This window comes from Streptomyces sp. NPDC107765 (assembly GCF_055657085.1).
Map to the genome: position 1 here is coordinate 1 of NZ_JBVKBL010000019.1, position 25,634 is coordinate 25,634.

A 25,634-nucleotide genomic window follows, 5' to 3' on the forward strand; every position below is an offset into this window, starting at 1 on the left:
TTCGTGGACGTAAAGCGTCAGCAGTCCACGAACAAGGCCCCGGAGGTCCGTCACCGCACCCACAACAACCTCGCCCGCCGCAGGCGCAACGGCGACCAACACCCGCGGCGGGGCGGCCAGGTACGTACGCGGCGCCGCAAAGCGCGCAACGGCGACCAACACCCGCGGCGGGACAGACGGCTACGTGGGAGGCACCGCAAAGCGCAGCGGAACTCAAGCCACGAGGGGTCGGTCATGGGCTGTGACCGGTGTGGGCAGTGTGGTGGTGCCGGTCAGGTAGCGGTCCGTGGCGGCCGCGGCGGCTCGGCCCTCCGCGATGGCCCAGACGACGAGGGACTGTCCGCGTCCCGCGTCGCCCGCGACGAAAATGCCCTCGGCACCTTCGGCGCCCTCGGCGGCGAAGGCGCTGTTGCGGGCGAAGTTGCCGCGGTCGTCGAGCGCGAGCCCGTACTGCGTCCGCAGACCGCTGTCCCGTTCCGGGCCGGAGAAGCCGAGGGCGAGCAGGACCAGTTCCGCGGGCAGTACCCGTTCGCTGCCCGGCAGGGGTCGCCGGGCCTGCGGTTCGACCTCGGTCAGGTGCAACGCGCGGACCCGGCCCGCCGCGTCCCCCTCGAAGGCCAGGGTCGCGGAGGAGAACAGCCGCGGATCGGTGCCCTCCCGGCCCCGGGCCTCCTCGTGGGCGTGCGAGATCCGGTAGACCTTCGGGTACGTCGGCCAGGGGTGGGCCTCGGTCCGTTCGCGGCCCGGCTCCGGGTTGATGTCCAGCTGCACCACGGAGGACGCGCCCTGGCGCAGTGCGGTGCCCAGGCAGTCCGAGCCGGTGTCCCCGCCGCCGACGATCACCACGTGTCTGCCCTCGGCGGTGACCGGCGGTGTGGCGTAGTCGCCCTCCACCACGCGGTTGGCGAAGGTCAGATAGTCCATGGCCTGGTGGATGCCGGTCAATTCGCGGCCGGGTACCGGGAGTTCGCGCCGCTCACCGGCGCCGACGGCGATGATCACCGCGTCGTGCCGCCGCCTGAGCTCAGGGGCGTCCAGCTCGCCCCCGACGTCGGCTCCGGTGCGGAACTTGGTGCCCTCCGCCAGCATTTGCTCGATCCGCCGGTCGATCTGGTACTTCTCCATCTTGAACGAGGGGATGCCGTACCGCAGCAGTCCGCCGAGGCGGTCGGCGCGTTCGTAGACGACGACGGTGTGGCCGGTGCGGGTGAGCTGCTGTGCCGCGGCCAGTCCGGCGGGGCCGGAGCCGATGACGGCGACGGTCTTCCCGCTGAGCCGGTGCGGCGGGTGCGGGGGTGCGTAACCGCGCTCCCAGATCTCGTCGGCGATGGCCTGCTCGACGTTCTTGATCGTCACCGGATCGGCGTTGAGGGCCAGTACGCAGGCTTCCTCGCAGGGCGCGGGGCACAGCCGCCCGGTGAACTCGGGGAAGTTGTTCGTGGCGTGCAGGCGCTCCGCGGCGGCCCGCCAGTCGCCGCGCGAGGCGTACGCGTTCCACTCGGGGATGAGGTTTCCCAGCGGGCAGCCGTTGTGGCAGAACGGTATGCCGCAGTCCATGCAGCGCCCGGCCTGCTCGGACACGAGCGGGAGCAGCGCCTGGCCCGCGTAGACCTCGTGCCAGTCGTTCAGCCGCTCCTCGACGGGTCGCGGCGGAACGGGCCGCCGCGGTGTCCTGAGGAATCCGTAAGGGTCGGTCATGCGCCGCCTCCATCGCACTTGCGGCGTTCCGGCCAGCCTACGCCTGACGGGTTCCGCTTTCATCGGACGGCGGGCGGCGGGCCCCGGCGGCACGCCCTCCTGCCGGGCCGGGTGTCCGGGGCGGGCAGGGGCTTGGTCGCCCTCGCGTACGGCGCACCGCGTGCGGTTTCCGGTCACCCCGTACCTGTGGTGCGTAAAGCCGCAGGCCAAAGGGGTCCTTTGTCGTTCTCGGGGGCGTGAGGGGAAACCGCAGCCTGCACCGGGTCGTCGCGGAGGGCGGCATCCGGCTGACCCGCGTGGCCGTGCCGGCCGGCCCCGAACGTGGCGGCGCCGCGCTCGGGGCCGGCGTCGCCGGCGGCGCGGCCGAGGCGCTTGTCCGGCGCCCCGGCCCGCTGAGCCCCGATGAGGTCCGCCGGCGGCCGCGGGGGAACCCGGGGATGGGCGCGGTGTCACCGGACGGCAGGCCGAAAGGACCCGGGAGACAGACGGCCGGCCGGTCCGGTGACGGCCCCGGCAACCCTTGCACCCTGCAATTCTTGAGGCCACGCACCACGCGCGCCCGGAACAGGGTTGCCCCCATCAGCCGCAGTACGCGCCGCGGGCCGTCGTATGCCGTACCGCGTGCTGCCCGTACTGCGGCGGGTCCGGTCAGCGCAGGGGCAGGGTCAGCTCGGCCGGATCGGCCGTGGTGGAGCCGAAGGACACGCTGCTTCCCCGTGGCGTACGGCCGGCGTACATCGGGTCCTTGGTGTCCAGGACCAGCGCCAGCCGGTGCCCGGCGGGCAGGTCGTAGGCGGTGGTGAAGAGGGAGAGGTCGAGCGGGAAGGCGCGGCCCGGCTGCTTGCCGGACCAGCTCTGCGGGGCGTGCGAGATGAGCTTGCCCACGCCCAGCGCGTTGACGTCGTAGAGGTAGCCGAACACGGTGCCGTCCGGTGCGGCGGCGGTGACCTGGGTGTGCACCCGTGCGGCGCCGCGGAGGTGTTGGGCCGAGGGGTAGGGCGCCGACTGCCAGACGGCGGCGGAACTGCGGGGCAGCAGCGGGAGGATGACGGTCGGGGGCAGCGCGGCGACCTGGTCGAGCGCCCCGGCGAGCAGGGCGACGCCGCCGTCCGCACCGGAATCCGTGCCGCCGACGACGGACTTCCGCCAGCCGGGTCCGGCCGCCGTGCCGCCGAGCGCGCCGGTCTCCAGCGGGCCCGGGCCGCCCAGGCGGAGGTGGGCGGTGCGGGAGCTGATGGCGCGCCAGTTCGGGTAGCGCTCGTGGTTGCCGTTCGGCCGGACCTCCAGGTCCACCGACTGCCGCGGGCCGTGGCCGCCGCCGGTGCCCATGAGGTGCTGGTCGAGCCAGTGGCGGGCGCTCTTCCAGGTCGGGTTGTCCAGGCCCAGCAGGCTCGTCAGCTCCTGGGTGGCGTGGTCGCCGGGGCGGAGTTCGAGTCGCTTGGGGCCGGTCAGCCGCTGGTAGAAGGCGGTCAGCTGGCTGGGGTTGAAGAAGCTGTCGCCCCAGGCGTGGGCGAGGAAGACGGCCGTGCCGTGGGCGTTGATGCGGTTCACGTAGGTGGCCGGGGACCTGGTGTCCGCCCAGCGGACCACCTTGGGCATGTCCCGGCCGGCGAAGAGGTCGGCCAGCATCCGGCCGTATTCGGGGCTGCGGCGGCCGGTGGGCGTCTGGATGGCGGCGAGGAGGGCGGCGGCCTGGAGGTGCCGAGTGCCGCCGCTGTACAGGGAGTTGGTGAGGTCGCCCCACCCGCTCATGGCGGCGACCGCCTTGATCCGGGGGTCGGACGCGGCGCCCATGAGGGTGATTCCGCCGCCGAGGGAGAGTCCCACCATGCCGATGCGCTGCCGGTCGGCCGGGGTGTGGGCGAGGGCCCAGTCGATGACCGACGACACGTCCACGGTGTCCTTGGGTCCGGCGACGTCGACCTGTCCGCCGGAGCCCCAGAAGCCGCGCACGGTGTAGGTGACGGCGAGGTAGCCGGCGGCGGCCAGTTGCTTGCCCTGGGCGATGTACTCCAGGTCGTTCTGCCCCCAGCTGGCCGGCTGCACGACGAGGGGGTAGTGGCCCTTCCGGTCGGCGCCGGGTGTGCCGGGGGCGGGGGTGAACACATCGGCCTTGAGGACGGTGCCGTCCTTCATGGGGATGTCGGCGAGCCGGAACGAGGGGTGGCCGAGCTGCGCGGGGGCGGTGGCGGCGGGCCGGTGGGCGGTCGCCGGTGCCGCCGACGCGGGGGCGGTGGTGAGGCCGGCACCGACGCCAAGTGCCGCTATGAGTAAGGCAGTTGTTGCTCGGTGCCGGTGGCCGTGGGGCGTGCGGTGGGTACGGCGGACTCGCGCCATCGATGCTCCATCGGAATTCTGACCGCCGTGCCACGGTGACACCCATCCGGTTGCGGTGCTGGTGAGCGTACGGGTGCATGATCGGCCCCGGGAGGCGATGATCAGCCAAACTTACTCACTGGTAACCGGGCGCCGGTCGACCGGGGTGAGCGGGGTCCTGATGGTGACTTCCCTGCGGCGGGTCCCGGACCAGGGGGCCGGGACCGCCTCGATGTCGCGGGCCAGGCGGTAGGCGAGCGCTTCGTAGTTGACCCGCCAGCCGCGGAAGTGCGGCCAGGCCTCCTCGGGGGCGCGCTCCATCGGATAGCCCTGGGCCGCCATCCGCTCGACGCCCCGCAGGAAGTCCTCGTAGCTCAGCTGCAACGCGTCGTCGGGGTGCGGGTCCTGGTCGTAGGCGATGCCCTCGATGGTGGCGATCTCGCGCAGGCAGACGAAGCCGGCACGCAGCGCCATCCGCACCTCGGCCTGCGGCTGGGAGGGGTTGAAGGACAGTCGCAGGGCCGCGGCGTCCATCACGGACACCAGGGCGATCAGCCAGTTGCGGGTCACCTTCGGGGATCGGAAGTGGATCAGGACCGGGTACGTCGTGTGGCTCTCGCTCACCCCGGCGCTCCACCGCTCCCAGGTGCGGAACAGCTCGGTGAGGTTGTCCAGGAGTTCCACCTGCGCGTAGCGGGCCAGGATCTCCGGTCCCCAGGCCGGGCTTCCGGCGCGGGCCTGGAGCAGCGTCACCTCGGTCTCCCGGCGCTGGTAGGCGCCGTAGAGGGCGGGCAGATAGCCGACCTGGAGGCCGATCACGATCGGGCCCGTGACGGCGGCGCAGAAGTCGATGGCGTTCAGCGTCGCGCGGTCACCGCTGGCGAACCCGAGCGTGAAGAGCGAGGAACCGGACTCGGTGAGCGCCTCCTTGACGCCCAGTTGGCTCACCGCCGCCTCCAGCAGGGCGTACCCGATCAGGAAGCAGCCCAGCCAGGCGATCAGGGTGACGACGATGGACAGGGGCGCCATCGGGGCGAGCACCCGGTCCCTGGCCTCCGCGCTCGGCAGGCGGTCGGCCAGCAGCCGGAACGGCCGGTGGACCAGCCGCTGGACGATCCGGCCGAGGCCGGACCGCGTCGGCCGGGGGATCACCAGCGAGTGCAGCACCGAGGAGAACACCCCGAGCACGATGACCGCACCGGCGATCCCCAGCAGTAGACGCACCGTCGTCCGCTCCTTCCCGGCCCCCCGGCCGCTTCGACGAAGGAAGCGTACGTGGGGGGTCCGGGCGGCGTCGTCAACCCGTCGGTTGAGTCGGGCGTGAGGGGGAGGCCACGGGAACGTGCGCCGCCCAGTCCACGATCTGCACCGCCGCCCCGGCGGCCTCCTGCCCCCGGCAGCGTGCGTGGTGGCGGCGGGCGATGCCGTCCAGGTCCAGGTGGGAGCCGATGGCGGACAGGGCGGCCAGCCGCCGTGCGTACGCCCACAGCCGCCGGTACCCGGCGATCCGGTGCACCGCCGTGGCGTCCAGATGCCAGCGGTGGACGGTGTCGAGCTGGACCAGCGACACCCACACATGGACGTCGGCGAGGGTGAGGTCCCCGCCGAGTACGTGGTCCCGGCCGGCCAGTCGCCGCTCCAGCCCGTCCAGTGCCCGGAACAGGGTCTCCAGCGCGTCCTGGTGGCCGGAACTGCCGATGCCGAGCCGCCCGGCGCGCTGTGCGGCCTCGTGGACGTCCTGCTCGCAGAGCCGGGCGACCTCCTCGATGTCGTCGCGGGCGTGGGCCGGGTACAGCTCGGGGCCCTCGCCGCGGAACCGCCCGGCCAGGTCCCGCAGGATGTCCGGCGCGTGCGCGCTGACGATCCGGCCGGTCCAGCCGTCGCTGAGGACCGGGGCGGCCGCCGGTCCGGGGTACTGGTGGGAACTGGCCTCGTACAGCGGGCGCAGGGCGGCGTATTCGCCCTCCGGGCCGTCGGGGACGGCCGGCAGCAGCGTCACCGGGAGGGTCTCGCGGAGGCCGAGCAGGCCGTGCGTGACGGCGATTCTCAGGGACCGGGGACAGGACCGCGTCAGGTGCAGGCGGTAGCGGTGCGGTACGGGGTAGTGGCCGCTGCGGGCGTCACCACCGATCCTGCCGCGGAGGGAGGGGACGACGGTCTGGGACGGGGTGGACATACGACTCCCTGGGGTCCGGGGTGCTCTGAGGTGGCGAGGGGCGCGGAAGTGCGCAGGACCCGCACGGCGGCAGGGCAGCACTGCACGGGCGCCGTCGGGCCGCTGCCGGCCGGCTCACCGGGCCGTTGCCCGGCGGACTACCGGCTTCGGAGGAGCGAACTCGCCGCGCTGCACACGCGCAGCAGATCGATGTGGCGACGCGACGTCAGAAGGGGGAGCGGCTGGATCGCGCCGTCGGCGCGAGTGATGCCCAGCCCTGTGTGCCCCATGATTTCCCACCTGTTCGCCAGGGTTCTGGCCCCTGAGTGTCGAGGCGCGGCCGGAGCCGCGTCAAGAGCCTGTCCACGGGCGCGGTGGCGCATGCGTCCGGGCCGGAAAACACCTGCGAACCACCGGCGCCCCGCGCACCGGCGGCTGCGGCCCCGGCATCACGTCAGGGTGAAACCCGTCCTCAGGGTGGCCTGCGAGCTGTTGCCCGCGTAGAGCTCGAACTCCCCTGGTTCGATGCGGAATTCGCCGCGCGGGTCGTTGGTGTGGAAGCCCAGTTCCTGGCGTCCGAGGGTGAAGCGGACCGTCCGCCGCTCCCCCGGCCTCAGGTGGACGCGGGAGAAGCCGACCAGCCTGCGGACCGGCTGGACGACGCTGGCGACCTTGTCGCGGAGGTAGAGCTGGACGACCTCGTCGCCGGCGCGGGGGCCGGTGTTCTCGACCCGTACGGCGGCCCGGACCGTTGCCCCGCCGTCGGCGACGCTCCTCGCCGGCAGGACCTCGGCCGAGAGCTCCAGGCCGGAGAAGGCGAACGTGGTGTAGCTGAGGCCGTGGCCGAAGGGGTAGAGCGGGGTGTGCGGGAGGTCGAGGTACTTCGAGGTGTATTTGTTGTCCGGGTCGAAGGGGCGGCCGGTGTTCTCGTGCGCGTAGTACAGCGGCAGTTGACCGACCGAGCGGGGGAACGTCACCGGTAGCTTGCCGCCGGGGTTGACCTTGCCGAAGAGGAGGTCGGCGACGGCGTGGCCGCCCTCGATGCCGGGGTGCCAGCCCTGGAGGACCGCGTCGGCGCGGTCGGCGACGCCGGTGAGGACGAGCGGGCGGCCCGAGAGGACCACGACGACCAGGGGCTTGCCCGTGGCGGCCAGCTTCGCCACGAGCTGCGCCTGGACGCCGGGCAGGGTGATGTCGCTGCGGGCGGCCGCCTCGCCGCTCTGTGCGGCCTTCTCCCCCACCACGGCGACCACGGCGTCGGCGGCCCGGGCCGCGGCGAGGGCCTCGTCGAAGGAACCGGTGTCGTCGCCCTCCACGGCGCATCCGCGGGCGAAGCGCACGGTGGCGGAGGGAGCGGCCTGCTTGATGCCGTCCAGGACGGACACCGCGGGGAACAGGGCGGCGCCGATGCTCGCCCAGGTGCCGTGCAGTTCCTTGGTGTCGTCGCCGAGCGGGCCGATGACGGCGATCGAGCCGGTGCGGGTGGAGAGCGGCAGGGTGTGCTTCTCGTTGCGCAGCAGGACCATGGAGCGGGCGGCCGCGGTCCGGGCCGCCGCGCGGGCCGCGGCGCTCGGTGCGGTGATCTCCGCGGCCTCGTCGACGTAGGGACGGTCGAAGAGACCGGCGCGGAACTTGACGCGCAGCACCCGGGCGACCGCGTCGTCCAGCCGGTCGCGGCTGATCTTCCCCGCGGCGACCAGCTTCTTGCCGTTCTCGGCGTACGTCGTCGAGACCATCTCCATGTCGACGCCGGCGCCCAGGGCGAGCCGGGCGGCGTCGGCGCCGTCCGCGGCGATGCCGTGCGCGATGAGTTCCTGGACGCCGGTGTAGTCGCCGACGACGAAGCCGTCGAAGCCGAACTCCTCGTGCAGGATGTCGGTCAGGGTGTGCCGGTTGGCGTGCGCGGGGATGCCGCCCACGGTGTTGAAGGACGCCATGACGGTGGCGACGCCGGCGTCCACGGCGGCCTTGAAGGGCGGCAGGCAGACGTCGCGCAGCCGCCGCTCGGAGAGGTCGGCGGTGTTGTAGTCTCGGCCGCCCTCCGGGAAGCCGTAGCCGACGAAGTGCTTGGCGCAGGCGGCGAGCCGGTCCCCGGCGGCGTAGTCCGTGCCCTGGTAGCCGCGGACCTTGGCGGCGGTCAGCTTCGCCGTCAGGTACGGGTCCTCGCCGCTGCCCTCGGCCACCCGTCCCCAGCGGGGCTCCCGGCTGACGTCCGCCATGGGGGCGAACGTCCAGTGGATGCCCTGCGAGGCGGCCTCGCGGGCGCTGGTCTCGGCGTCGGCGGTGACCACGCCGGGGTCGAAGCTGCTGCCCTGGGCGAGGGGTATCGGGAAGGTGGTGAGGTAGCCGTGGATGACGTCCTGGCCGAAGATCAGCGGGATGCCCAGCCGGGACTTCTCCACGGCCGCGCGCTGGAGGTCGTTGCACTTCTTGGCGCCGGTGAGGTTGAGCACCGACCCCAGCAGGCCCTTGGCGGCGAGTTCGGCGCACTCCTTGTTCTGGCCGTCGCCCGGCCCGGTGTCGGCGTGCCAGGTCAGCTGCTGAAGCTGCCCGAACTTCTCCTCGACCGTCATCTTGGCCAGCAGCGCCCGGACCCGGCGTTCGGTCTTCGGGTCGCGGGGCGGTCGTGCCGCGGTACGGGGTGCCGCGGCGGCGGACGACGGGAGCGGGAGGCCCGCGCCCGCCCCCACGAGGACCGCGGCCCCGGCTGATGCCTTGAAGATGTGACGACGGCTGATCGATCCGGAACCGGACACCGGCGACTCCTCACTGCGTGGGCACGCCGCCGACATGCGCCGGCGTGGCGTTTCAACGCGCTGATGGCGTACGGCAGTTAAGCGAGCCACATGCACGGGGTCAATGGGTTGAACGTGAAGCACGTGCTGTGGGCGCCCACTGATTCATGAGATGTACGGTCACGGGGTGGGCAGCAGGGCGCTCAGCGGCCGGGCGGCCGCCTCGGCGGCGGGCCGGGAGACGTACAGGGCCGTGTGGAAGTGGCCGAGGGACTCCTTGCCCGACGGATCGTCACCGGCCGCCGTCACCGCGGCGACGGCGTACTTCTGCTCGTCGGCGTCGGTGAACCGGCGTTGCGGATAGGTCCGGGTGCCGTCCTTCTCGGTGGTCAGCCCGAGCCGGGCCAGGCCGTCGGCGATCGGCCGGTAGGAGCCGGTGCGGAGGACGAAGGCCGCCACCCACGGCAGGTTCCGGCCGCCCTCCCGCGCCGCGTCCTCCGCCAGCAGCGAGTGGAAGGTACGGGCGGACAGGAAGCTCGCGCCGCCGGTCACCGTGATCAGCCGCAGGCCGCCGAGGGACCGGCGCAGCGCGGGGCTCGGTGCGGCGGTTTCGAGGTTCTCGGCGAACGCCGCGTCCAGCAGGCCGACCGCGCGGGCGTAGTCGAGGGCCGGGGCGGCGATGTCGATGCCGACGACGGGCACCGCGTCGGGGCGGCGGCGCGCGGCGTAGAACTGCCGGTCCCGCTCGATCAGTTCGGCGGTGCTCAGGCCGGCGGCCTCCGCCGAGGTGTAGTGGGCCGCGAGCTCCGCCAGGGTCACGTCGTGGTTGAGCAGGGCGGCGTTGATGCCGTACGAGCAGCAGAGGTCCAGGACGGTGACGGGCCGCTCGCCGGCGGCGCGGTCCTCCGGGGCGGCGGCGACGGCGGCGCGCAGGAGACGGCGGAAGACGCCCTGGGCGTGCTGTGGTGTCCGGTAGTCCAGCGCGCCCAGCACGCGGAAGTACGCGCGCGGGTCCGGCCGGTCGTAGAGCTCGTCGAAACGGGTCATCCGGGCGGGCGAACCGGAACCGCCGTCGTGCTGGGCAGGGGCCATCGGACTGTCTCCTCGCGCCGGGAATCGGGGGCGTCGGCGGCACCGGAGAGCACAACGATCAGGGGAGATCACCGTTGCCGCCCAGATTGGCGACCATGCGGCGCAGGACGTTGAGGGTGGTCACGAAGTCGGCGGTGTCGATGCCCTCGTGCGTGTGCTGATGGACCCGCAGGTTGCGCTCGTGGGCGCGCAGCCGTCCGGCCTCGCCCGCCTCGGTCAGCGTCATGCCGTCGGCGTCCTCGGTCAGCCAGGCCCGGGCGATCAGGTCGTCGTACACGGCGTCGAAGTCGGTGCCGAGGTCGTCATACGGTCGCAGCCGCTCGGTCAGCGCGGCGCGGGTCCACGTACCGGGCGCGCCGGCCACGTGGTTGAGCGTCCACCAGTGCGGCTGTGTGAGGTCCTCCACCGCCAGCTCCGCGCGCAGGCCGCCGACCACCCGGCGGTAGACCTCTCCGGTCCATGCGCCGATGGGCTGGGCGGCCAGTTCCTCCTCCGGGTAGTCCTTGAGTGTCACGGTCCCCTTGTGCTCCATGGTTCCTGAGTCCCTTCTCCGGGTTCCTGCGCCCCTTCGGTGATCAACAACGCGCCCACCGTAGAACCTCAACTCGACTTGAGGTCAAGGTGGGCGGAGGGTTTCGGCTTCCTCAACTCCCCTCCGCATGGCACTGTTTGACGGGTGCTATGGCAGGGGGACCAGGGGGCACGGCATGACCGGTACCGGAATCAGGCCGCTCGGTGACGACCCACAGCGGCTCGGCGACTACCGGCTGCTGGGGCGGCTCGGTGCGGGCGGCATGGGGCGGATCTATCTGGGGCGGTCCACGGCCGACGGATCGCTCGTCGCCGTCAAGACGCTGCTCGCCGAGGGCGCGGTCAGCGACACCGACCGACGGCGGTTCGCCCGTGAGGTGGCGCTGGCCCGGCGGATCGAGAGCCCCCATACGGCGCGGGTGCTCGACGCCGACCCGGACGCCGAGCAGCCGTGGATGGCGATCGAGTACATCCCGGCGCCGTCGCTGTCCGAACTCGTCCGCACCGCGGGACGGCTGCCCGGTACGGCCGTGCGCTGGATCGCCGCGGGAACGGCACAGGCCCTGGTCGCCCTGCACGACGAGGGCATCGTGCACCGGGACGTCAAACCGCAGAACATCCTGCTGCCGCTGTCCGGACCGCGCCTCATCGACTTCGGCATCTCGCACGCCTACGACCTCACCCGCACCTCGCTGACGCTGGGCACCATCGCCTTCACCTCGCCCGAGCAGGCGCGCGCCGAGCCCTCCACCGCGGCCAGTGACGTCTACTCGCTCGGCGCCACCCTCTTCCATCTCGCCGTCGGCCGCCCGCCGTACCCGGAGACCGGCGACATGATCCGGCTGCTGGCCGTCGTCCAGCGCGGCGACCTCGATCTCACCGGGCTGCCCAAGGAACTGGGCTCGCTGATCCGCCCGTGTCTGGCCATCGAGCCCGACGAGCGGCCGCGGCCCGCCGACGTCCTGCGGGAGTTCCAGGAAGGGCTGGAACGGGTACCGACCTCGCGCCGCGCCGAACGCTGGCTGCCGCCGCGGTGGACCGCGCTGATCCAGGAGTATGAGGCGCAGGGGCACGCACTGGGTGCGGAGGGCGATGCGGAGGCCCGCACCCTCGACGCGCGGACGCGTCGGGTGCCGCCGCCCGGGCCCACCCGCGTCCACACCGAGCAGCGGGAGCGGGAGCGCGCCGCCCCACCGAAGTCCCCACCGAAGCCGAAGCCGAAGCCCACGCCCACGCCCCCGCCGAAACCGGCGCAGCAGAAGCCCAGGCCGACGCCCCAGCCCAAGCCCAAGCCCGTACAGGCGAAGCCCAAGCCCGGGCCCGCCCCGACACCCAAGCAAGCGCCCAAGCCGACACCCAAGCAGGCGCCCAAACCGGCGGCGAAGACGACCCCGAAGCCGACCCCGAAGCCGGCGACCACCTCCGGCGGCAACTCCTCCGGCAGCAGCTCCTCGTCCGGCGGGTGCGGCTGGCTGGTGCTCGTCCTCATCGCGTTCACGGTGTTCGTCTGGCAGCCCTGGAAGGCCGCCGACACCGCCGGCTCGTCGTCCGGTTCGTCCAGCAGCACCTCGGGGAGTTCGTCGAGCGGGACGTACACCAGCGGCGGGAGCGGGCTCGGCTCCGGGCTGACGAGCGGGTCGTCGAGCGGCATGTCGAGCAGTTCCTCGGGGAGTTCGTCGGGGAGCTCCTCGGGGAGTTCGTCGAGCGGGACGTACACCAGCGGCGGGAGCGGGGGCGTGCCCACAGCCGTCGCCACCACCCGCACGCCCAGTCCGGTCGACCAGGCCTTCGCGGCCGTGCGGGCCGGTGACTGCCTGGACGCCTACCAGGACGGCTACGGGAGTTGGAGCCGTACGGTGCCGTCGCGGGTCGACTGCGGTGCGGCCAACGCGTATCTGCGGGTGACCCGCGTCGCCGGTTCCGGGACCTGCCCGTCCGGCGGCGGGCGCGGCGGATGGTGGCACTCCGCCGAGGACTACTCCACCGTCAACCTGTGTGTGGAGCGGCAGTTCCGCAACGGCCAGTGCTTCCTCGCCAAGGCCAGCGGCAACCGGCCCGGCGGCGCGAACCTCCTCACCCTGTGGAACTGCAACGCCGACAAGGTGCCCCGGGCGTTCAACTACATCATGCAGATCACCGCCGTCCTGTCGGCCTCGGCGGGCACCGACGCGTGCCCGGCCGATCCCGGCCACTACCGCTACTCCTGGAACGTCTACGACGGCCGGACGATGATCTGCGCCAAGGTCGCCTGACCACCGCCACCCGGCCCGGCCGCCGCTTCCTTCCCTCCGTTCCTGCGGACGGCTTACGACCGCCGCACCACGGGTGACCGCCGAGGGATGTAGCTCCCGCCGGCGCCGGGTCGTCCCGCAGGAGGGTTTCCCGGGGCGTGCGGGGGAGGCCCGCCCGGGTGCCGCTTCACCGCCGGGGACGCGGGCATCCGTACGTCCCGGGACACCCGCCGGGCACGAAGGGAGCACGAGGGCGATGGCCGGTACTTCGGTGGAGACGAAGAGCAGCGGGAGCGGGACGGCGGGGGCCCGCCCGGCGGTGTCGGGGTGGGGCGCGTGGGGTCGGGCGCTGCTGGGCGGTGCGGTGATGGCGGTCGCGCTGGGGGCTGGCAATGCGCTGGGGGAACGGCTGGCGCGGGCGCTCGGCGCGGACGGCTGGGCGCGGCAGTTGCTGCCCGCGGTGCTGGTGAGCGTGCTGGCCGTGGGCGGCGTACGGGCGTTGCGGTCGGCCGGGCGGTGGGCGGGGCACCGCCGGCTGGGGGCGGGGCCGCCGGCCGCGGCGGTGCGGGCCTTCCTGGGCGGGCTGGCCGTCACGGTGTCGTGTGCCGGCCTGGTGCTCGGGGCGGGCACGGCGGCCGGGTGGGTGCGGTGGTCCGGGCTCGACCCGGCGGCGCTGGGGGCGTTCCTGACGGGCAATGCGCTGGTGGCGGTGCTGCTGGAGGCCCTGCCGGAGGAGACGACGCTGCGCGGGCATGCCTGGGCGGCGTTGCGGGACCGGTTCGGCGGGGTGCTGTCGGCGCTGGGGACGACGGTGGTCTTCCTGCTGGTGCCGGCCGCGTCGACGGTGGTGCAGGCCGGTACGGCCCGGGTGGTGGGCGGGGATTTGCCGGCGGTGGGCCCGACGCCGGCCGGCCAGGACCCGTGGGCGTATCTGGTGCTGCTCGCGGTGTTCGGGCTGACGCTGGTGGCCGCCCGGACCGTTCCTGTGCGCGCGCCGCTGTGGGCGGCGATCGGTACGCATCTGGCGTTCCTGAGCGTCAACCGGGTCGTGTTCGAGGGACGGGAGCGCGCGGCGGGCTGGTCGGCGAGCGTCGCCCCGGCGCATGCCGCGGTCCTGGAGCTGGGTTATCTGGTGCTCACGGCAGCGGTTTTCGTGGGGACGCGGTGGCTGTCGGGCCGGATCCGGGGGCGGGCCGCGCGGCGCTCGGTCGCCCGGAGCAGGATCCCCACGAGTACGGCGAGGTCGGCGGCGCCGTCGGGGTCGTCGGCGTAGCGGGTGGTCTGGAGGGGGCCCACCTCGTCCAGGGCGACGCCTTCGCGGGCCAGGACGAAGGTGAGGGCGAGCAGCGCGGCCCGGCCGTTGCCGTCCGGGAAGGGGTGGTGGAAGGCCACGTCGAGGAAGGTCCGGGCGGCGCGGGCAGGCAGCGGCACGCCCGTCTCGTCGCCCTCGCGCAGGCAGCGGGCGAAGTCCGCGCGGGTGTGCGGGGTCAGCGGGTAGCGTTCGCGGCCGTTCTTCGCGTAGGCGTCGCCGGTCCGGAAGGGTGCGTCGGGGGTGCCGAGGACCAGCCGCTGCCAGCCGGCCAGCAGGCCGAAGGTGAGCGGGGCGCGGCGCGCCGCGTCCGCGCGGGCCAGCGCGTGGGCGGACCGCAACCGCCCGGCGCGGACCGGGTCGCGGCGGCGGACCGGGCCCTCGCACCAGGCGGTGAAGCCGTCCGTGGCCGGGACGACCGGGCCGGTGACCTCGTACGCGCCGGTGTGCGCCCAGTCGACCCGCGCCCTGGCCCGGTGCCAGGCGGCCGTCGCGTCGCCGGCCGGGGTGGGCGGCCCGGCGTCAGTGGCGGGTGTACCGGCGGTCATGGAACTCCTCCAGGTGGTCGTGTTCGCGGTGGTCGCGGTAGGGCTGCCGGCCGGTCAGGCCGACGGCCAGGTCCTCGCCGACCGAGTCGATGACCGTCGGGCCGGGCGCTGCCCAGCTCCTGAACCGCCCGCCGATGGCGGTGTGCACCGCCGCACCGGCCGCCGCCGGGTCCATCCCGGTCGAGGTCAGGAACCACTCCAGCGCCAGCGCGCACTGGCCGTACCAGCCGCTCTCCGCGCCGGTGCGGTCCAGTACCCGGGTCACCAGCCGCACCGCCGCCCGTTCCAGGTGCCAACTGCGCTGCTCCGGGGTCGCACCAGGGGGCGGGGCCAAGTCCGCGAAGCAGGCGGCGAGTTCCTCCAGCCAGTCCCGCCACTCCAGGAGAGCGGCGACGGCCCGGGCGGCGGTCTCGTCGGGGGTGCTCACCGAGGCGGGGCCGCAGCACCAGCTGCCGACCACTCCCCCGGCCATGCCGACGGTCCAGTTCCACTCCCGGGCCCAGAGGCCGTAGCGCTCCAGGAAGATCCGGTGGATATGGCGCTCGCACCAGCGCTCCCCCTGCCACCACCCGTCCATCCCGGACAGCACGGGCGGGACCCACTCCTTGATCAGGGCAGTGACAGCGGCCTCTTCCGCCGCGTCGAAGGTGAACGGGTGGCGCTGCGGGTCGAGTTCGTCCCAGGTCAGCGGGCGCTGCGGGGAGTACGGCTCGGGCGGCTCGGCGAACGTGGTGGGCTCCAGGGGCCGGGATCAGGACAGTTGACCGATTATGCCCGGTCGTCCCGCATGCCCGCCTCCGCTTTTCCGGCCGGTGCGACGGTGCGGGCGCGGAGCAGCACCATGCCGGTGTCACCGTAGTCGGGGCGGGTGGGGTCGGGGCCCACGTGGGTGAGGGTCAGCTCGTCGGTGTGCGGGCCGAAGACCTCGCGGAGGACGGTGGCGTCGACCGGGCAGCCGGGCCATGCGGGGGCGGTGCCGATGCGGTAGGTCGGCATGTTCTCCATGAAGGAGGCGACGAGGTGGCCGCCCGGGCGCACGGTGGCGAGGTAGGTGCGGCAGAGCTGCGCGAATTCCTCGAAGTCCTCGGTGATGCTCTCGGCCACGAAGTTCATCGACGCCAGTTCGTAGGTACCGGCCGGCAGGGTCCGGACGTCGTCGTGCAGCACGCGCACCCGGGCCAGGGCCTCGGTGGCGGTCGGGGGCAGTGCGGGGTCCAGCTCGCGGCAGAAGGCGTAGAAGGCCTGCCAGCTCTCGTCGGGGCCGTGGCTGAGCTGGCCGGTCAGGTAGGCGACGTTGGCGGCGCTGCGCTCGACCGCGTCCACCTGCCGGCTGGCGGCGCCGGCCAGCATCAGCGGGTAGAGGTTGGGGCCCGCGCCGAATTCCAGGGAGCGGGCGATGCTGCCGGGCGCGAACCGGCGGTAGAAGGCGGAGTGGTGCCGGATGACGGCCGCGTCGCAGGGGTGGATCTCGCGGTAGTTCTCCGCGAGGTAGTCCTGGACCGGCCAGTGGTCCCAGTCGGCGTCGTCGTTGCGGACCGGACCCGGCGGGTGCTCGGCGGGCTCTGTCATGTGCCCTCTTTCGCGGTGCGGGGCGCACTGCCCCGGTCCACCGAGCGTACGCCCGGCACGTAGAGGAAGACCAAGGTGACGACGGCTCCGAGGACGCCGGCGCCGATGAGGGTCGCCCGGACGCCGGCGGCGGCCGCGACCGGCGCGGCCAGGGCGTAGGACAGCGGCAGCAGGGAGATCGACACGAACCATTCGACGCTGGAGACCCGGCCGAGCAGGGCGCCCGGTACGAGCCGCTGCTTCGCGGTGGCCCAGGCGACCAGGCCGGCGGTCTCGAAGCCGTTGACGGCGGCGCAGGCGACCGCCAGCTGCCAGGAGTGGGCGGCCAGGCCGTACCCGGCGACGGCGAGCGTGGCCAGCGTCCAGGAGACGTACACGAAGGTGATGAACCTGCTCGGCACCCCGGTCTGGCCGACGGCCAGGGCGACCAGTACGGACGCCAGTCCGCCGCAGGTGAGCACCACGCCCAGGTCCGCGGCGGAGCCGTGCAGCCCGTTCTTGACCAGGTAGGGCAGCAGCACCTCGGCCGGGCCGAGGAAGAGCAGGTAGGCGAAGGTGGCGGAGACGAAGGTGGCCCAGAGCCAGCTGTTGGCCCGGACGTACGCCAGACCGCTGAGCAGGTCGGCCCAGAGCGATCCGCGGGCGCCGGCCGGTGGCGGCTTGGGGCGGATGCACAGCAGGCAGCCGACGGACACGGCGAAGGTGAGCGCGTCGAACGCGAACGCCCCGCCGGTGCCGATGCCGGCGACCAGGATGCCGCCCAGCGCGGTACCGCCGATCTGGACGGCGGCCGGGCGGACGAACTGGTCGAGGGCGTTGGCCTGGACGAGTTCGGACTTCAGGACGAGGGTCGGCACGACGGCGTCGTACGCCGGGGGGAAGAATCCGGCGGCGCCGCCGTACACCATGACCACGACGATCAGCTGCCACAGCTCCAGGGCGCCGCCGAGGGCCAGGACGGCCAGCGTGAGCAGGCAGACGAAGCGGACGAGGTCGCTGATCAGCATGGTGCGCCGGCGGTCGAAGCGGTCGCTGACCACGCCCCCGAGCAGCACCAGGGCGACCTGGGGGACGGCCCGTGCCACGCCGACCGCGGACATCGCGCCGGGCGAGCCGGACAGTGTGTAGACCTGCCAGGCCAGGGCGACGAGCAGCACCCCGTCGCCCACCAGCGAGATGCTCATCCCGATCCACAGGACCCGGAAGTCGCGATGGGCGAGCGGGGTGAGCAGCCGTACCCGGCGGGCCCGGCCCGCATCCTCCATGACGCGCATTCAGGTCCTCTGCCGGAGTGCGAACCGCTCGGCCAGGGCGGAGATCGTCTCGTTGAGCCGGCCGATGTCGTCGTCGGTGTTCGCGGCGGTGACCTGGATGCGGATGCCCACCCGGTTGCGCGGGACGAGGGGGTACGCCGCCAGCGTCACGTAGATGCCGCGGTCCCACATGAACCGGCCGACGTCGTCCAGGTCGGAGTCGCGGGCGAGCGGGAGCTCGATGATGGGCAGTCCGCTTTCGTTGGGGGTCTCGATGCCCAGCAGGTAGAGGTGGTCCAGGATGCGGGCGGTCTTGCGGTGCAGGGCGGCGCGGACGGTGTCCCCGCGCCGGTCGTTGACGTCGAGGCCGGCGAGCGCGGTGGCGAGCGACGCCGTGGGGGACGGCCCGGAGTACAGGTACGGCGTGGCGGCGACCTTGAGGTGGTTCTTCAGCCACGTCGGCAGGGCCAGGAAGGCCAGCAGCGAGGAGTACGCCTTGGAGAAGCCGCCGACCAGGACGATGCCCTCGTAGGTCTCGCCGAGGTGGCGCACGATGCAGTTGCCGCGGCTGCCGTACGGGGAGGTCTCGCCGGCGCCGCGCTCGCCGATGACGCCGAATCCGTGCGCGTCGTCGATGTAGAGCAGGGCGTCCCGCTGCCGGCAGATGCCCGCGAGCAGGGGCAGGTCGGGAAGGTTGCCGGTCATGCTGTCGACGCCGTCCAGGCACACCAGGCGGGACGCTCCGCGCGGCGCCGAGCGCAGCAGGACCTCCAGTTCGTCGGGCCGGTCGGCGTGGAAGCGCTGCACGGTGGCGCCCTGGCCCCGGGCCACCAGGCAGCCGTCGTAGACCGTGCGGTGGGCGCGGGCCTCGACGAAGATGTGTCCCTCGCCGCTGAGCACCGGTATCACGGAGGCGTGGATGAGGGTGATGGTCGGGAGCAGCAGGCTGTCCTGGGCGTGGAGCAGTGCGGTGAGCCGGTCCTCGATGTCGGGGTAGAGCCGGGGGTTGCCGATCAGCCGTGACCAGCTGGGGTGGGTGCCCCAGCGCCGGACCTGCGGTTCGATGGCGGCCATGATCTCGGGGTCGAGGTCGAAGCCCAGGTAGTTGCAGGAGGCGAAGTCGATGAGCCAGTGGTCGCCGCTGCGCAGGTGCCGGCCGTCCACCTCGTCGATGACCGCGTCGCACATGGGGTTGGTCTGCCGCAGGCGTTCGAGCTCGCCCCACCGCGGATCGCGTCGTGCTCCGCCGGTTGTCCTCAGTGCCTTGTGCACGTGATCCTCCTCCGCCCCGGACCGGCGGGTACCGGTGCGCTGTGGGTCTGAGGGTGCGGTGGTCCGGCGGGATACCGGGCTGGTCGCCGCGCTGCCGGCCAGGGACGGGACCCGGCGCTCGGCCGTGCTCCGCAGCAGCTCTTCCGCCTGGTCCACCGTCATCGGGCGGGCGAACAGATAGCCCTGCCCGAACCGGCACCCCATGGCCAGGAGTCGGTCCCGTTGCACGTCCTCTTCGATGCCTTCGGCGATGACCTGCAGGCCGAGGGTGTCGGCGATGCGCACAATACCCTCGACCAGGGCGACTTGTTGGGTGTCGACACCGATGTCGTCGATGAACGATTTGTCGACCTTCAGCAGGTCGATGGGGAATTCCCGGAGATAGCTGAGCGAGGAGAAGCCGGTGCCGAAGTCGTCGATCGCCATGCGCACGCCGAGATCCTTCAGCTCCCTCATCACCGCGCGGATCTGCTCGTCGGAATGCATCAGGACGGTCTCGGTCAGCTCCAGTACGAGGGAGCCGTGGGCCACTCCGGTGGCGTCGAGGACGGCCCGGACCTCGTCGAGGAAGCCGGGGTCGCGGAACTGCCGGGCGGAGACGTTCACGTTGATGTGCAGCGGGTCCGGCCGGGGCAGTTCGCGCTGCCAGCGGGCGAGGTGGGCGGTTGCCTGCTGGAGCACCCAGGCGCCGAGCGGCATGATGTGCCCGGTCTCCTCGGCGAGCGCGATGAACTGATGGGGCGTCACCGAGCCGCGCCGGGCGTGCGGCCAGCGGGCCAGCGCCTCGAAGCCGGCGAGCGCGCCGGTCGCGATCTCCACGATGGGCTGGTAACGGACGTCGAACGCCTCCGCGTCCAGCGCGCCCTCCAGCCGGGACCGGAGTTCGTGCCGTTCGAGCATGCCGGTGTGCAGCCCCGCCTGGTAGCGGCGCCACTGCCGCTTGCCGGCCGTTTTCGCCGCGTACAGGGCCAGGTCGGCGTGGCCGAGCAACTCCTCGGCGTCGGCGCTGTCCAGGGCGGTGGCGATGCCCACGCTGGCGGAGGTGCTGACCATCTGTGCGGAGAGCCGGAAGGGCTGGTTGAGGTTCTGTACGACCTGTTCGCCGAGCGCTTCGGCGTCGGCGGGCTCGCGCACGCCTTCCATGAGCACCCCGAACTCGTCACCGCCCAGGCGCGCCGCGGTGTCGCTGGCCCGCATCGTTCCGGTCAGCCGTCGTGCCACCGCGATCAGCAGTGCGTCGCCCACGGAGTGGCCGCTGGTGTCGTTGACGACCTTGAAGTCGTCGAGGTCGATGAAGAGGACGCAGGGGACGGTGCCGTCGCGGCGGCCGCGCAGCAGGGCGCGCTCGATCCGCTCCAGGAGGAGCAGCCGGTTGGGCAGGCCGGTGAGGGCGTCGTGGAAGGCCCGGTGGGTGAGTTCGCGTTCGAGTTTGCGCTGCTCGGTCACGTCCCGGAGGGTCAGGACCAGGCCGTGGACGGTCTGGTCGTGCCGCAGGTTGCTGCACCGGGCCTCGACGTCGATGCGCGCGCCGTCGCGGCGTAGGACCTGCCAGTCGTCGCGGCTGTCCTGGCAGTCGCCGTCGCGCATCCGGGCCAGGGCGCGCAGGGCGCGTTCGCCGTCCTGTTCGGTCATGAGCTCGGCGAGGCGCACTCCGTTGAGCGAGGCGCTTCCGAACATGCCCTCCGCGGAGGGGCTGGCGTAGCGGATGGTGTTGTCGTCGTCGAGGATGAGGATGACGTCCGAGGTGTTGTGCACCAGGGTGCGGAAGTACGCCTCGCTGTTGCGCCGGTTGATCTCCTGGCCGAGCGCGACGCGCTCCAGCGCCAGGGCCGCCTGCGCGGCGAGGGTCTCGAAGGAGCCCCACCGTTCGGCCAGGCTCTTCTCGGTGCCGGCGACGATCAGGGCGCCGATCAGGGAGTCCCCGGCGGGCCCGTTGCTGACGGCCAGTGGGCAGAGCAGCGCGCTGGGCAACGGGGCGAGTTCCGCGGCGGCCTGGGGACCGAGGTCGGCGACGTGCACGATCTGCGTCTCGCGGGCCAGGAGCCGGGGGCGCCAGGCGTCGGCCGCCTCGTCCTGCCAGTCGACGGTCCAGGTGTGCGGCTGTGCGGTGGTGGGCACGGTGTGCAGCCGGGACTCGCCGGGGGCGCGGGTCAGCAGGGCGACCTCGTGGCCCACCCCGGGGCCGAAGAGCGGTCCGGCCGCCCGGCGGATCGACTGGGCGATCTCCTCGACGCCGGACGTGGACACCAGCGCGGCGGCCGCCACCCGCAGGCCGCGTTCCCGGGTCACGGCCATCAGGTGCACCACGACCAGGCCCGACAGCCGGGCGAACACGAGCAGGAAGAGCACGGCCGAGAAGACCGCGATCACGGGCACGTCGTGCAGGTCGCCACGGACGGCCTCCTGGATGAGCAGTACGGGCGCGACGAGCGAGGCCAGCGCGAGCACGGCGAGCCGCCGGGGGTGGATGCCCGCCTGGCGTACGGGGGTGCGCTCGGTCAGTTCCACCATCGACGGGTGCAGTGCGGCCAGTCCCCAGGCGGTGAAGAAGACCACCCAGCCCAGGTCCATCGGCGTGCCGACCTGCCAGACCCCTTTGAGCTGGAGGAGCCCGTACAGGACGTCGGAGAAGAGGATGCCGAAGGTGCCGAGGGTGAGGAACTGGACGGCCCGGGTCCGTGCGGAGCCGGGTGTCAGCAGCCGGGCCAGCATCGCCAGCATCAGCACGTCACCCAGTGGATAGGCGATCGAGATCATCCGCTGCACCCACGTCATGTCGGGGGCCGTGGTGTACGGGTTGATCAGGTAGTTCCACGAGAGCAGGGCCAGCCCGGAGGTGAGGATCATCGCGTCCAGCAGGCTCGCCACGTCGCGGCCGGTCCGGCGGTAGCGGATGAAGCCCAGCAGCCCGGCGGCGAACAGGGGGTAGGTCGCCAGGTAGAAGACGTCGGCGAGGGAGGGGAACGGGTTGTCCTCGTGCAGGAAGGTGTTGAGCACGTTGTACGTGGTGTCGCCGGCCATGAAGGCCAGGTTCGCGGCGGCGAGCAGCAGCCAGGGCCAGGCGTGGGCCGGCCGGTGCCTGCGGATGCCGGCGATGATGGCCCAGACGTTGCCGAGGATGATGGCGGCCCAGGTGTACGTGTGGGCGGCGGGCACCGTCAAATAGACCACGGTGGGCGGGATCACCAAGATGACATACGTGGTCATCAGGCGGTGTATGCGGCTCAAAGCGAACCGCCTCCTCCCGTGACCGGACGGACGCCCACCGTCCTCCGCGGTCAACCTGGACGCTTTTTGATACTATGTCCGCTTTTCTGTATATGCATGACGGCATGCGCCCTTGGCATATGCCAAGGGCGCATGACAGAGAGGGGCCGACGGTCACGTCACCGGGCGCGCAGCTCCTTCTTGAGGATCTTGCCGGTGGGCCCCTTGGGCAGCGCGTCGACGAGCCGGATCTCCCGGGGGTACTTGTACGCGGCAAGCTGTTGCCGGCAGTGGGCGGTGAGTTCCTCGGAAGTGGTGTGCGAACCGCGGCGCAGCGCAACGACGGCGACGACCTCCTCGCCGAGCCGGTCGTCGGGGCGGCCGATGACCGCGGCCTCGGCGACGGCCGGGTGGGCGTACAGGACCTCCTCGACCTCGCGCGGATAGACGTTGTAGCCGCCGCGGATGATCAGGTCCTTCTTGCGGTCGACGACGAAGAAGTAGCCGTCGTCGTCCCGGTAGCCGAGGTCCCCGGTGTGCAGCCAGCCGTCGCGCAGCGCCTCGGCGGTCTCCTCGGGACGCCGGAAGTAGCCCTTCATGACGTTGTGGCCGCGGATCAGGATCTCGCCCACGTGGTCGGGGCCGGGCGGCAGGGCGGCGCCGGTGTCGTCGGCGATCCGCACCTCCACGCCCCAGATCGGCTTGCCGATGGAGAGCACCTTGCGCTGCTCGACACTGATGTTGAAGGTGGCGGTGCTGGCTGTCTCGGACAGGCCGTAGCCCTCCAGGACCGCCACGCCGGGGAACTTCTCCTCGAAGGCCCGGATGGTCTCGCCCGGCATCGGCGCGCCGCCGCAGGCCCCCACGCGCAGCGCGGTCAGGTCCCGGTCGGAGGTGTCGGCCTGGAGGAGGGCCGTGTACATGGTGGGGACACCGGCGAAGATCGTGCAGCGGTGCCGTTCGAGCGCGTCGAGGACCGCACCGGTCTCGAACCTCGGGACCAGCGCGAGCGTCCCGCCGTACCGCACGGCCAGGTTGAGGACGCCGGAGAGGCCGAAGACGTGGAAGAGCGGCAGCACCGCGAGGGCGATGTCGTCGGGGCGGCAGCCGAACAGCTCGCCGGTGACGGTGCAGTTCATGTAGAGCTGGAAGTGGGTGAGCTCGGCGCCCTTGGGGCGGCCGGTGGTGCCGCTGGTGTAGAGCAGGACGGCGGTGTCGTCGGCGTCGGCCGGCTCGATCTCGCCGGTGTCGTCGACGGTGGTGAGCTCGTCGTAGGGCCGGGTGCCGGCGATCCGCCGCGCGCTGCCGGGCCCGGGGACGACGTACACCGGTACCCCGTCGGCGAGTTCGGCGCCCTTGACCGCCTCGTCGGCGAACTCCTCGTGCGTGAGGAGCAGCCGGGCCCCGGAGTCCGTGAGGTGGTAGGCGATCTCGGGGGTCCGGAGCAGGGGGTTGAGCGGGACCATGACCAGGCCGGCCTTGAGGATGCCGAAGTAGGCGAACAGGAACTCCGGCACGTTGGGCAGATGGACGGCGACCGCGTCACCGCGTTGCAGGCCCAGCGCGCGCAGGGTCGCGGCGATCCGGCCGGAGGTCTCGTCGGCCCCGGCGTAGCTGACGGTCCGTGTGCCGTGGTGGCACAGGGGTTTGTCCGGGTGGTTCCGGCGGGATTCACGAAGAGCGATGGCGAGGTTGAAGCTCATTCGGGCTCCTGGCGGGGTGCGGCCCGACTCCACGTGGTGTGCGTCGGTGCGTGCCGAGCATAGGCAGCGGCTTAGCGATGCTCAACAGGGCGAATGCGGTGGATTTCGCCGGGGGTTGGCGGTCGCTCCGGGGGCGGGCGCGGGTCACTTGCGCGCCTGGTGTGCGGAGCCGGACCGGGGCCCGTAGGCGGTCAGGAAGCGGTCGCGGAAGGCGTCCATCCGCCAGACCGGCGTCCTGGGGCCGGGCCGGAGGCCGGGCTGCCAGCCCCAGTCGGAGATCCGGCGCAGCACGGCCGGGTCGTGGGCGACGATCGCCACCGGTACGTCCCGGCCGGCGTGCTGGCCGGTGACGGTGGGGACCGGCTGGTGGTCGCCGAGGAAGACCAGCACGGTGTTCTTCCGGCCGTACTTCTCTACGTACGAGAGCAGGCTGTGCAGCGAGTACTGGATGGCCCGGCCGTACTCGGTGCGGACCCGGGCGGCGTCCTGCCACACGTCCTTGGGGTCCTTGCCGGCCGCCCTGACGGCCCGGTAGACCGAGCCGTCGCCGACCCGGCCCCAGCCGAGCATCTTCGGCAGCGGCGCCCACGGGTTGTGGCTGGAGGTCAGGATGATCTCCGACATCAACGGCTTGCCGCCCCGCTTGCCGTGCTGCAGCCGCTCGAAGGCGGACAGGCTGTACTGGTCCGGCATCCGCGACCAGCTGAAGTTCGGGCCGCGGTAGCCGAGGGTGCGGGAGTCGTAGACGGTGTCGAGGCCGTGGAAGCGGGCCTCCGGCCAGGACCGGCTGACGCCCGGCATGATGCCGACGGTCCGCCAGGCGCCGGTCCGCCGGAAGGCGCGGGTCAGGCTGAGCCGGTCGCTGGAGGTGACGGTGCGGTAGCGCTGCTGGTTGTTGATCCACAGGCCGGACAGGAAGGTGGAGTGCGCCAGCCAGCTGCCGCCGCCCGCCGTCGAGGAGGTGAGCCAGCCGCTCCGGGCGGTGAAGCCGGCCCGCCGCAACTGCTCGGTCCCGTCCGCGAGCACCTTGTCGACGCCGGGGCCTATCACCGGGTCGTCGATCGCGGTGCGGCCGTAGCTCTCGATGAAGGTGAAGATGACGTCCTTGCCGCGCAGTCCGTTCAGCAGCCGGTCGGGCGGTGTGCTCGCGAAGCGGTCGCCGGCCGCCTCCGCGGCGAAGACCCGCTCGTCCGCAAGGCTCGTGCGCACCTGCTGGGCCCGGGCGTCGACCTGATCGGCGGTGGTGCGGGCGGCGAGCGGCGCCCCGGCGAGCTGGAGGCCGAGCGCGGCGCTGACGAGCCAGGCGGTCCCGAGGACGAGGGTGCCGCGGGTCGCCAGGGAGCTGTGCCGGGCCAGGACGTGGCTCAGCCGGAGCACGGCCAGCGCCATGAGCACGGGCAGGGCCAGCGCGACGAGCACGGCCCCGACGACGGCGGCGACCGCACCCGTCCGGCCGGCCGAGTCGTCGAGGAACGACGCGGCGTCGCCGAACAGCCCCCAGTCCAGCACCGGGTCGAACGGCCTGACCAGCACGGCGCGAAAGCCCATGTTGAGGAGGTCGAGCAGGGTCATCAGGCCCAGGCCCGCCCCGGCGAGCACCGCGACGACCCGGCGCGGCCTCGGCGGCAGCAGGAGCAGCAGCGCCGCCCCGGCGATCCCCTCCACCGGGATCCGGACGAACGCGCCGGGCGTCAGGCGGATCAGGTCGTCCGGCAGGACGAGCGCGCCGAACACGAGCACGGCGGCGAGGACGGAGGTGACGGCCCGCCTCCGGCGCCGGTTCGTCCCCCTGGCCAGGAGCTGACGCAGCTGCGTGATGAGCGGCACCCGAAGGTCCTTCCGTACGAGGCGGACTGATGTGGCGACGGTCCGGCCGGCCGGCGGCCGGGGCGTCGTTGTCCGTCTGTACGGCCCGGCGGCGCGGCCCGTTCACCCGTCCGTACAGGTGATTCCTGGAGAAGTGTGGGCGGCCGGGGTGGCGCACGGGCAGGGAGAGTAGACACCCCGCGCCGCCT

Annotated in this window: 15 protein-coding genes and 1 pseudogene; 2 read left to right on the forward strand and 14 right to left on the reverse strand. The window is 72.8% G+C overall.

The genetic code is table 11. The features are described from left to right. Positions 1-213: 213 nt before the first annotated feature. From ACZ7MX_RS33780 to ACZ7MX_RS33810, 7 genes are all read right to left on the reverse strand, one after another. Positions 214-1,698, reverse strand: coding sequence for a glutamate synthase subunit beta (locus tag ACZ7MX_RS33780; protein ID WP_472137750.1), 1,485 nt, complete (start codon positions 1,696-1,698; stop codon positions 214-216). 648 nt (positions 1,699-2,346) lie between these two features. After that, positions 2,347-4,035: a CocE/NonD family hydrolase gene (locus ACZ7MX_RS33785; protein WP_472137752.1), complete on the reverse strand. Its 1,689-nt coding sequence runs from the start codon at positions 4,033-4,035 to the stop codon at positions 2,347-2,349. 111 nt (positions 4,036-4,146) lie between these two features. Next, complete coding sequence (locus ACZ7MX_RS33790; protein ID WP_472137754.1) at positions 4,147-5,238, reverse strand: hypothetical protein; 1,092 nt, start codon at positions 5,236-5,238, stop codon at positions 4,147-4,149. A gap of 73 nt (positions 5,239-5,311) precedes the next feature. Further along, complete coding sequence (locus ACZ7MX_RS33795; RefSeq protein ID WP_472137756.1) at positions 5,312-6,190, reverse strand: glutathione S-transferase C-terminal domain-containing protein; 879 nt, start codon at positions 6,188-6,190, stop codon at positions 5,312-5,314. 428 nt (positions 6,191-6,618) lie between these two features. Then, on the reverse strand, positions 6,619-8,742 hold the full coding sequence (gene bglX, locus ACZ7MX_RS33800) for a beta-glucosidase BglX (RefSeq protein WP_472137972.1): 2,124 nt from the start codon (positions 8,740-8,742) through the stop codon (positions 6,619-6,621). A gap of 342 nt (positions 8,743-9,084) precedes the next feature. After that, positions 9,085-9,996, reverse strand: a complete 912-nt coding sequence (locus tag ACZ7MX_RS33805; RefSeq protein ID WP_472137758.1) for a hypothetical protein — start codon at positions 9,994-9,996, stop codon at positions 9,085-9,087. A gap of 58 nt (positions 9,997-10,054) precedes the next feature. After that, complete coding sequence (locus ACZ7MX_RS33810; protein WP_472137760.1) at positions 10,055-10,528, reverse strand: MarR family transcriptional regulator; 474 nt, start codon at positions 10,526-10,528, stop codon at positions 10,055-10,057. A gap of 175 nt (positions 10,529-10,703) precedes the next feature. Between ACZ7MX_RS33810 and ACZ7MX_RS33815 the strand changes: the two genes are divergently transcribed. Both ACZ7MX_RS33815 and ACZ7MX_RS33820 read left to right on the forward strand, forming a co-directional pair. Next, positions 10,704-12,779 (forward strand): serine/threonine-protein kinase, encoded by a 2,076-nt coding sequence (locus ACZ7MX_RS33815; protein WP_472137762.1) that lies wholly within the window; start codon positions 10,704-10,706, stop codon positions 12,777-12,779. Between the two features lie 346 nt (positions 12,780-13,125). After that, positions 13,126-13,776: pseudogene (locus ACZ7MX_RS33820) on the forward strand (CPBP family glutamic-type intramembrane protease); the annotation flags it as partial. 107 nt (positions 13,777-13,883) lie between these two features. Here the strand turns inward: ACZ7MX_RS33820 and ACZ7MX_RS33825 are convergent. The 7 genes from ACZ7MX_RS33825 to ACZ7MX_RS33855 all read right to left on the reverse strand — a co-directional run bounded on the left by ACZ7MX_RS33825 (position 13,884) and on the right by ACZ7MX_RS33855 (position 25,446). Then, entirely contained in the window at positions 13,884-14,615 is a 732-nt protein-coding gene (locus tag ACZ7MX_RS33825; protein ID WP_472137764.1) for a Fic family protein, read from the reverse strand. Next, on the reverse strand, positions 14,590-15,204 hold the full coding sequence (locus ACZ7MX_RS33830; RefSeq protein ID WP_472137766.1) for a hypothetical protein: 615 nt from the start codon (positions 15,202-15,204) through the stop codon (positions 14,590-14,592). Before ACZ7MX_RS33830 ends, ACZ7MX_RS33825 begins: the two co-directional genes overlap by 26 nt. A gap of 179 nt (positions 15,205-15,383) precedes the next feature. After that, positions 15,384-16,184: a class I SAM-dependent methyltransferase gene (locus tag ACZ7MX_RS33835; RefSeq protein WP_472137767.1), complete on the reverse strand. Its 801-nt coding sequence runs from the start codon at positions 16,182-16,184 to the stop codon at positions 15,384-15,386. Continuing rightward, positions 16,181-17,449 (reverse strand): MFS transporter, encoded by a 1,269-nt coding sequence (locus ACZ7MX_RS33840; protein ID WP_472137769.1) that lies wholly within the window; start codon positions 17,447-17,449, stop codon positions 16,181-16,183. Before ACZ7MX_RS33840 ends, ACZ7MX_RS33835 begins: the two co-directional genes overlap by 4 nt. Before the next feature lie 9 nt (positions 17,450-17,458). Next, on the reverse strand, positions 17,459-21,916 hold the full coding sequence (locus ACZ7MX_RS33845) for an aminotransferase class I/II-fold pyridoxal phosphate-dependent enzyme (protein ID WP_472137771.1): 4,458 nt from the start codon (positions 21,914-21,916) through the stop codon (positions 17,459-17,461). Positions 21,917-22,095: 179 nt separating this feature from the next. Beyond that, positions 22,096-23,619, reverse strand: a complete 1,524-nt coding sequence (locus ACZ7MX_RS33850) for a long-chain-fatty-acid--CoA ligase (protein WP_472137773.1) — start codon at positions 23,617-23,619, stop codon at positions 22,096-22,098. 144 nt (positions 23,620-23,763) lie between these two features. After that, positions 23,764-25,446 carry an alkaline phosphatase family protein gene (locus ACZ7MX_RS33855; RefSeq protein WP_472137775.1) on the reverse strand — a complete coding sequence of 561 codons (1,683 nt, stop codon included), beginning with the start codon at positions 25,444-25,446 and terminating at the stop codon, positions 23,764-23,766. Positions 25,447-25,634: the final 188 nt, after the last annotated feature.

Coding starts and splice junctions, on each gene's coding strand:
- ACZ7MX_RS33780 (WP_472137750.1), bottom strand. CDS start 1,698: ATGACCGACCCTTACGGATTCCTCAGGACACCGCGGCGGCCCGTTCCG.
- ACZ7MX_RS33785 (WP_472137752.1), bottom strand. CDS start 4,035: ATGGCGCGAGTCCGCCGTACCCACCGCACGCCCCACGGCCACCGGCAC.
- ACZ7MX_RS33795 (WP_472137756.1), bottom strand. CDS start 6,190: ATGTCCACCCCGTCCCAGACCGTCGTCCCCTCCCTCCGCGGCAGGATC.
- bglX (WP_472137972.1), bottom strand. CDS start 8,742: ATGACGGTCGAGGAGAAGTTCGGGCAGCTTCAGCAGCTGACCTGGCAC.
- ACZ7MX_RS33805 (WP_472137758.1), bottom strand. CDS start 9,996: ATGGCCCCTGCCCAGCACGACGGCGGTTCCGGTTCGCCCGCCCGGATG.
- ACZ7MX_RS33810 (WP_472137760.1), bottom strand. CDS start 10,528: ATGGAGCACAAGGGGACCGTGACACTCAAGGACTACCCGGAGGAGGAA.
- ACZ7MX_RS33815 (WP_472137762.1), top strand. CDS start 10,704: ATGACCGGTACCGGAATCAGGCCGCTCGGTGACGACCCACAGCGGCTC.
- ACZ7MX_RS33825 (WP_472137764.1), bottom strand. CDS start 14,615: ATGACCGCCGGTACACCCGCCACTGACGCCGGGCCGCCCACCCCGGCC.
- ACZ7MX_RS33835 (WP_472137767.1), bottom strand. CDS start 16,184: ATGACAGAGCCCGCCGAGCACCCGCCGGGTCCGGTCCGCAACGACGAC.
- ACZ7MX_RS33840 (WP_472137769.1), bottom strand. CDS start 17,449: ATGGAGGATGCGGGCCGGGCCCGCCGGGTACGGCTGCTCACCCCGCTC.
- ACZ7MX_RS33845 (WP_472137771.1), bottom strand. CDS start 21,916: ATGACCACGTATGTCATCTTGGTGATCCCGCCCACCGTGGTCTATTTG.
- ACZ7MX_RS33850 (WP_472137773.1), bottom strand. CDS start 23,619: ATGAGCTTCAACCTCGCCATCGCTCTTCGTGAATCCCGCCGGAACCAC.